A 6,171-nucleotide genomic window follows, 5' to 3' on the forward strand; every position below is an offset into this window, starting at 1 on the left:
ATCCTTTCTGATTCCTTATCTAACCGGCTGCCAGGGAGGCTTCGGGGCACTCGAACATGGCGGCGAGGTCGTTGACGAAGCGGGTGGCGTCGGCGCCGTCGATGAAGCGGTGGTCGAAACTCAAGCTGCAGGCCACCATCGGCCCCACCTCGAAAGCACCGTCTTTGGCACGCGGCCGGTCGTTGATGCGCGAGACCCAAAGAATGGCCGTCTGCGGCGGGTTGATGATGGGCCGGGCGGAAAGCAGCGTCGTGCGTTCGAGGTTGCCGGTGTTGGAAAGCGTGAACGTGCCCTGTTGCATGTCGCGGTGTTCGAGGGCGGCATCACGGCCGCGCTGGGCCACGTCGTTGATGGCGGCGGCGGCGGCAAACAGCGACAAACGGTTGAGGCCGCGCACCACCGGCACCAGCAGCCCGGCCTCGGTGGCCACGGCGATGCTCATGTTGACGTCGCGGTGCAACAAAAGCTCGCGGCGCTCCTCGTCGATGGTGGCGTTAAAGCGCGGGTGATCGGCCAGCGCCGCCGCCACGCAGACGGCAAACAGCGCCGCATAGCTCAGTTTAACGCCACGCTTTTCGGCCTCGGGCTCGAGTTTGGCCAGCAACGCCACCAGGGCGTCGGCCGGCACCTCAAAGGTCATGGTCGAATGGACCATCGTGCGCACCGAATAGGAAAGCCGCTCGTATGCCACGGCGCGGGGGCCATTGAGAGCCTCGCGCCGGACCTCGGGTTGATCGTCGAGGGCGGCTGGCGCCGCCGCAGGGGCCGGCTGTGCCGCTGCCTCGACGTCGCGGCGCAGGATCATGCCGTCGCGGCCGCTGCCCCGCAGGCCGGCCAGGTCGATGCCACGGTCGGCGGCCAGCTTGCGGGTCGAGGGCGCCGCAATAATGGCAGATTCGACCGGCGCCACAGGCGGTGCCTCGGGCACAGATTCGATTGGGGCGGGTTTCGGCTTGGGCTTCGGTTCGGACTTGGCCTTGGACTCAGGCTTGGCCTGGGGCTCGATTGTGGCCGTGCCGCCGCCATCTTCGATGCGCATCAGCACCTGGCCCACCGGGATGGTATCGCCCGGCTGCCAGCAAAGTTCCGCCACCGCGCCGGCCCGCGGCGAGGGCAGCTCGACATCGACCTTGTCGGTGCTGATGGTGGCGACCTCGGCGCCCTCCTCGAGGGCGTCGCCGACGGCCACGGTCCACGAGATCAACAGCGCCTCGCTGATGCCCTCGCCGACATCGGGCAGGATGAAGTCGTACATCAGAATTGGAACTCCATGGTGCGCACGATGGCTTTCTTGATGCGCTGACGGTTGGGGCGGTAGTGCTCGTCGCCGATGCTGAAGTGGTAGGGCACGTCGGGCGCCGCCAGCCGCTGGATGGGCGTATGCAAATAGCCGAAGGCACGCTCCTGCAGGACGGCCGCCAGTTCGGCCCCGAAACCCATGCTCAGCGGCGCCTCGTGGACGACGACGACGCGGCCGGTGCGCTTGACCGAGGCCATGATGGTCTCGATGTCGTAGGGGATGATGGTACGGAGATCGATGACCTCGGCGTCATAGCCCTGGTGCTCGGCCAACTCGTCGGCCACCTCGGCCACCGAGTGGCGGATGGGGCCGAAGGTCAGCACGGTGACGTCGTCGCCCGGGCGCACGATCTCGGCCTTGCCGATCTCGGCCGGCACGCCATCGAGCTCGACCTCGGTGCTCAGGGCGCGGTAGAGCGGCACCGGCTCGATCAGCAATACGGGATCGGGATCGCGCACCGCCGCCAGCATCATGGCGTAGGCGTCCTGGGGCGTGGTCGGGCAGAGGATCTTGACCCCGCCGTGGTGGACGAAATAGGCCTCGACGCTTTGCGAATGCCAAAGCCCGCCCTTGATGCCGCCAAAGGACGGCACCCGGATGACCATGGGGCAGGAATACTGGCCGCCCGAGGACCAGCGGAAGCGGGCGGCGCAAAACATGATGTGCTCGAAGGCGTCGTGGATGAAGCCGGAGAACTGGATCTCGGCGATGGGCTTGAGGCCATAAAGCGCCAAGCCCACGGCATGGGCCACGATGCCTTTTTCGTCCAGCGGCGTATCGATCACGCGGTGCGAACCGAAGCGCTGCTGCAGGCCCTGCGAGGTGCGGAAGATGCCGCCAGCCCGGCCCACGTCCTCGCCCATCAGTACGACGTCGGGGTCGCGCTCGAGCTCATGCGCCATGCCCGCGTTAAGGGCTTCGAGAACCGTCAGAACGGGCATGGTCAGTCGCCCTCCAGGTCATCGAGCAGCGCAGCTTTCTGCTCCTCGAGCATCCAGGTAAGCTCGGCGAAGGTGTCGTCGAACATGGACGAGGGATCGGGCAGTTCCATGGCCTCGGCCTCATCGATGGCGGCCTGAAGCTCGTCCTTGCAGCGCGCCCACAGCGCGGTCTCCTCTTCGTCGCTCCAAAAGCCGCGATACTCCAGGTAGCCGCGCATCCGCTTCAAGGGATCCCAGGGCTCCCAGGCGGCGACGTCCTCCTCGGTGCGATAAAGATCGGGGTTGTCGGAGGAGGTGTGGAACCCCATGCGGTAGGTCACGGCCTCGATCAGCGTGGCGCCCTCGCGCGGTGCCAGTTCGCGGGCCTCGCTGACGACGCTGTAGACAGCCAGGGCATCGTTACCGTCGACGCGCAGGTTGCGCACGCCGTAGGCATCGCCCTTCTCGGCGAAGGTGGCCGAGCCGGTCTGCATCTCGTTCGGTGTCGAGATCGCCCAGCCGTTGTTCTCGCAAAGGAAAACCACCGGCGGCTTGTGCACGCCGGCAAAGTTCATGGCCGAATGGAACTCGCCCCGCGACGTCGCGCCATCGCCGAAGATGGCCAAGACGCGGGTCTCGTCGCCGCGGATCTTGGCCGCCCAGGCGACTCCGCAGGCGTGCGGGATGAGCGAGCCGACCTGGGTCGTCTGGGGCACCACGTTGACTTGCCTGTCGCCCATCACGGTGGGCAGGCGGCGGCCCTTGAAGGGCTCATCGCGACGGCCGAAAAATTGCGCAAAAAGCTGCACCAGCGGGGCGCCGCGGATCAGCATGGTGCCCGGATGGCGGTAGCCCATGAAGATCCAGTCGTCGATGGCAAAAGCCATGGTGGCGGCGATATGCGTGCCTTCCAGGCCGCTATGCGGGATCCAGAACTCGACCCGGCCCGAACGCTGCAACGTCCAGCCGCGCTGGTCGAGGGCACGCACCAGCACCATCATCTCGTAAAGCCGGCGCAAATCGTCGCGGCTGAGCTCGGGCTCGGGCAGATCGCCGCAGGGCTTGCCGTGCTGGTCGACGACCTGGCGGATGCCGAGCTTCTTGGCCTGGTCGAGGGGCGTGGTGACTTTTTTCTCGCGGCGCCTCGACTTGCCCCCGCCCTTCGCTTTGCCTGCCAAGATCGTTCTCCCGATAAAGTCTCTTATGTATAAACGTATACTAACATACCTTTGATGGATTTCACACCCCCATCGGCAAAAATTTCGTTATTTTCTGGGCTGGCGTTTGGCCCGACGAGAGGAACCGAGATGGCCGAGAGTTTTCCCCCGTTCGACTACGAAGCGGCCCGGGCCGCCTTTGGCTTGGAAATCCCGGAGCATTTCAATTTCGCCTTCGACGTGGTGGCCAAGCGCGGCCGCGAGAACGACAAGACGGCACTGATCGCCGTGGCCGCCGACGGCGAGAGCGTCGAGCGTCACAGCTACGCCGACCTCGACCGCGCCTCGAGCCGCTTCGCCAACGTGCTGGGCGGCCTGGGCGCCGCCAAGGGCGATGCCGCCTTCGTCATGATCCCGCGCCTCGCGGCCTTCTACCAAGTGCTGCTGGGCTGCATGAAGACCGGCGTGGTGGCCATGCCCGGGACCAATCTGCTCACCGCCAAGGACATCGAATACCGCGTCAACCAGGCCGGCACGCGCCTCGCCATCGTCACCGCCGAACACATCGAAAAGGTCGAGGCGGCACGCTCGGCGTGCCCTTCCTTGGAGCACTTGATTGTAATTGGTAGCGGCACGCCGGGCGAGGGCTGGACCTCTTTCGAGACGGCCTGTGCGGCGGCTTCCGAAGACCTCGATCGTGACGCCCTGCCGAAGCTCAGGTCCGACGACCAGATGCTGGTCTACTTCACCTCGGGCACCACCTCGATGCCCAAGATGGTGGGACGCAATCAGTCCTATGGGCTCGCCCATTCGATCACCGGCGACTATTGGATGGGGCTCCGCGAAGACGACGTGCACTGGACGCTGACCGACACGGGCTGGGCCAAGGCGGCCTGGGGCATCGTCTTCCCGCCGCTGCTGGCCGGCGCCACGGTGATGCTCTACGACGGCGAGGGCTTCGATGCCGAGACGCACCTCCGCCTCATCGAGCGCCACAAGGTGACGACGTTCTGCGCGCCGCCCACCATCTATCGCCTGTTTGCCCAGATGGACGTCTCGGGCTGGGATCTCAGCTCGTTGCGCCACTGCATCGGCGCCGGCGAGCCCCTCAACCCGGAGGCCATGCGGTCGTGGAAGGCGGCCACCGGCTGCGACATCCACGACGGCTACGGCCAGACCGAAACCATCAACATCGTGGCCAACTTCCCGGGCATGGAGATCCGCCCGGGATCCATGGGCAAGCCGGTGCCGGGGCTCGACATCGGCATCGTCGGCGACGATGGCGCCATAGTCGCCGACGACGAGGTCGGCCACATCGCCGTGCGCCTGACCGATCCCCACCCGCCCGGCCTCTTCCACGAATACCTAGGCGACCCGGCCGCCACCGCGCAGGCCTTCCGCAACGGCTGGTACTACACCGGCGACACCGCCACCCGCGACTCGGATGGCTACATCTGGTTCGTCGGCCGCTCCGACGACATCATCACATCCGCCGGCTACCGCATCAGTCCCTTCGAGGTCGAAAGCGCCCTGGTGGAACACGAGGCGGTGCTCGAATCGGCCGTCGTGGCCAAGCCAGACGAGCTGCGCGGCGAAATCGTCAAGGCGTACGTCACGCTGGCGCCGGGCTTCGAGCCCAGTGAAGCCCTGGCCACCGACATCCAGGATTTCGTCAAGCAGCTCACGGCGCCCTACAAGTACCCCCGCGAGGTCGAGTTCCGCGAGGCCCTGCCCAAGACCATATCCGGCAAGATCCGCCGCGTCGATTTGCGCGCCGAGGCGGGCGGCAAAAGTTAACGAAGTTGCCCTCGCGATTCCCCGCCACAGCTAACGATATCTAAACCAATACCGCCGACAGTCCGCGGGAAACTGGCTGGACTCGACCGCGTTGCAACGCCCTCAAAAGCGACAAGATTTCGTCAAGACCGTCCACTTTGGCCGCACCGTGGGCTTGGGACTTGCTGCGCTGAGCTTTGGTTCGGTGCTCTATCAGCGCGAGGCGCCGGTCTGGCAATGGCTGTTGCTGTTGGCTTGGTGCCTGGCCTGGCCGCCACTGGCTTATGCCATTTCATCGCGGGCGGCAAACTCCTATCGCATCGTCCATCGCGTGGTGCTGTTCGACACCTTCCTGGGCAGCATTTGGGTACCGATCCTGGCTTTCAACCTGGTGCCGGCGGTGGTGTTCAACACCTTCATGGCAATGAGCGTTCTGGCCGCCGGCGGCCCGCGCCGTTTGGCCCGCGCCTTCACCGTGATGCTGCTGGGTGTGGGGGCCTCGACACTGGTCTTCGGCTTCGAATTCCAGCCGGCATCGAGCCAACTGACCATCGCCTGCAGTTTGCCGATGCTGGTGTTGTACGGCTTCGTCCTTGGCTTCACCAATTACGATCTGGCCAAGAGACTGTCAGCCCAGAGCAACGATCTTGCCGATGAGGTCGAGCAACGAACCGCCGCCCAGGAAGCGGCGCAACAGGCGCAGCGGGCCGCCGAGACGGCCGATCGCACGAAAAGCGAGTTCCTCTCGCAGGTGAGCCACGAATTGCGCACGCCGCTGAACGCGATAATCGGCTTTTCCGAGGCCATGGCGGCCGGCATCGGCGGCACCTTGAGCGATCGCCACACCGGCTATGTCACCATCTGGCTGCCGGCGGAACGATTGCTGGCACCGGCCTGATCGCCGGCGCGCTGGCGCACATTTCGCAAAAAGACCTTATTTCGTCGTTTTCTGGGCCCGGGTGTCTTCCTCGATGATGTGGGGTATCAGCCGCCGTTCCATCCAGAAGTCCAGGTCCAG

General features: G+C 65.5%; 5 protein-coding genes. 2 read left to right on the forward strand and 3 right to left on the reverse strand.

The window, feature by feature from the left end; all coding sequences use genetic code 11:
- Window positions 1-19: 19 nt before the first annotated feature.
- The 3 genes from QGG75_06825 to QGG75_06835 are packed head-to-tail and all read right to left on the reverse strand — an operon-like array spanning window position 20 to window position 3,398.
- Complete coding sequence (locus tag QGG75_06825; GenBank protein MDP6066952.1) at window positions 20-1,255, reverse strand: dihydrolipoamide acetyltransferase family protein; 1,236 nt, start codon at window positions 1,253-1,255, stop codon at window positions 20-22.
- Entirely contained in the window at window positions 1,255-2,241 is a 987-nt protein-coding gene (locus QGG75_06830) for an alpha-ketoacid dehydrogenase subunit beta (GenBank protein MDP6066953.1), read from the reverse strand. The genes QGG75_06825 and QGG75_06830 overlap by 1 nt, the downstream gene beginning before the upstream one ends.
- A gap of 2 nt (window positions 2,242-2,243) precedes the next feature.
- Window positions 2,244-3,398 (reverse strand): thiamine pyrophosphate-dependent enzyme, encoded by a 1,155-nt coding sequence (locus QGG75_06835; GenBank protein ID MDP6066954.1) that lies wholly within the window; start codon window positions 3,396-3,398, stop codon window positions 2,244-2,246.
- Window positions 3,399-3,527: 129 nt separating this feature from the next.
- Here QGG75_06835 and QGG75_06840 point away from each other — a divergent pair, with 129 nt between their 5' ends.
- Both QGG75_06840 and QGG75_06845 read left to right on the forward strand, forming a co-directional pair.
- Window positions 3,528-5,174: an AMP-binding protein gene (locus QGG75_06840; GenBank protein MDP6066955.1), complete on the forward strand. Its 1,647-nt coding sequence runs from the start codon at window positions 3,528-3,530 to the stop codon at window positions 5,172-5,174.
- Window positions 5,175-5,322: 148 nt separating this feature from the next.
- Window positions 5,323-6,051 carry an MASE2 domain-containing protein gene (locus QGG75_06845; protein MDP6066956.1) on the forward strand — a complete coding sequence of 243 codons (729 nt, stop codon included), beginning with the start codon at window positions 5,323-5,325 and terminating at the stop codon, window positions 6,049-6,051.
- Window positions 6,052-6,171: the final 120 nt, after the last annotated feature.

This window comes from Alphaproteobacteria bacterium (genome assembly GCA_030740435.1).
In the GTDB taxonomy this organism is placed as follows: Bacteria; Pseudomonadota; Alphaproteobacteria; order UBA2966; family UBA2966.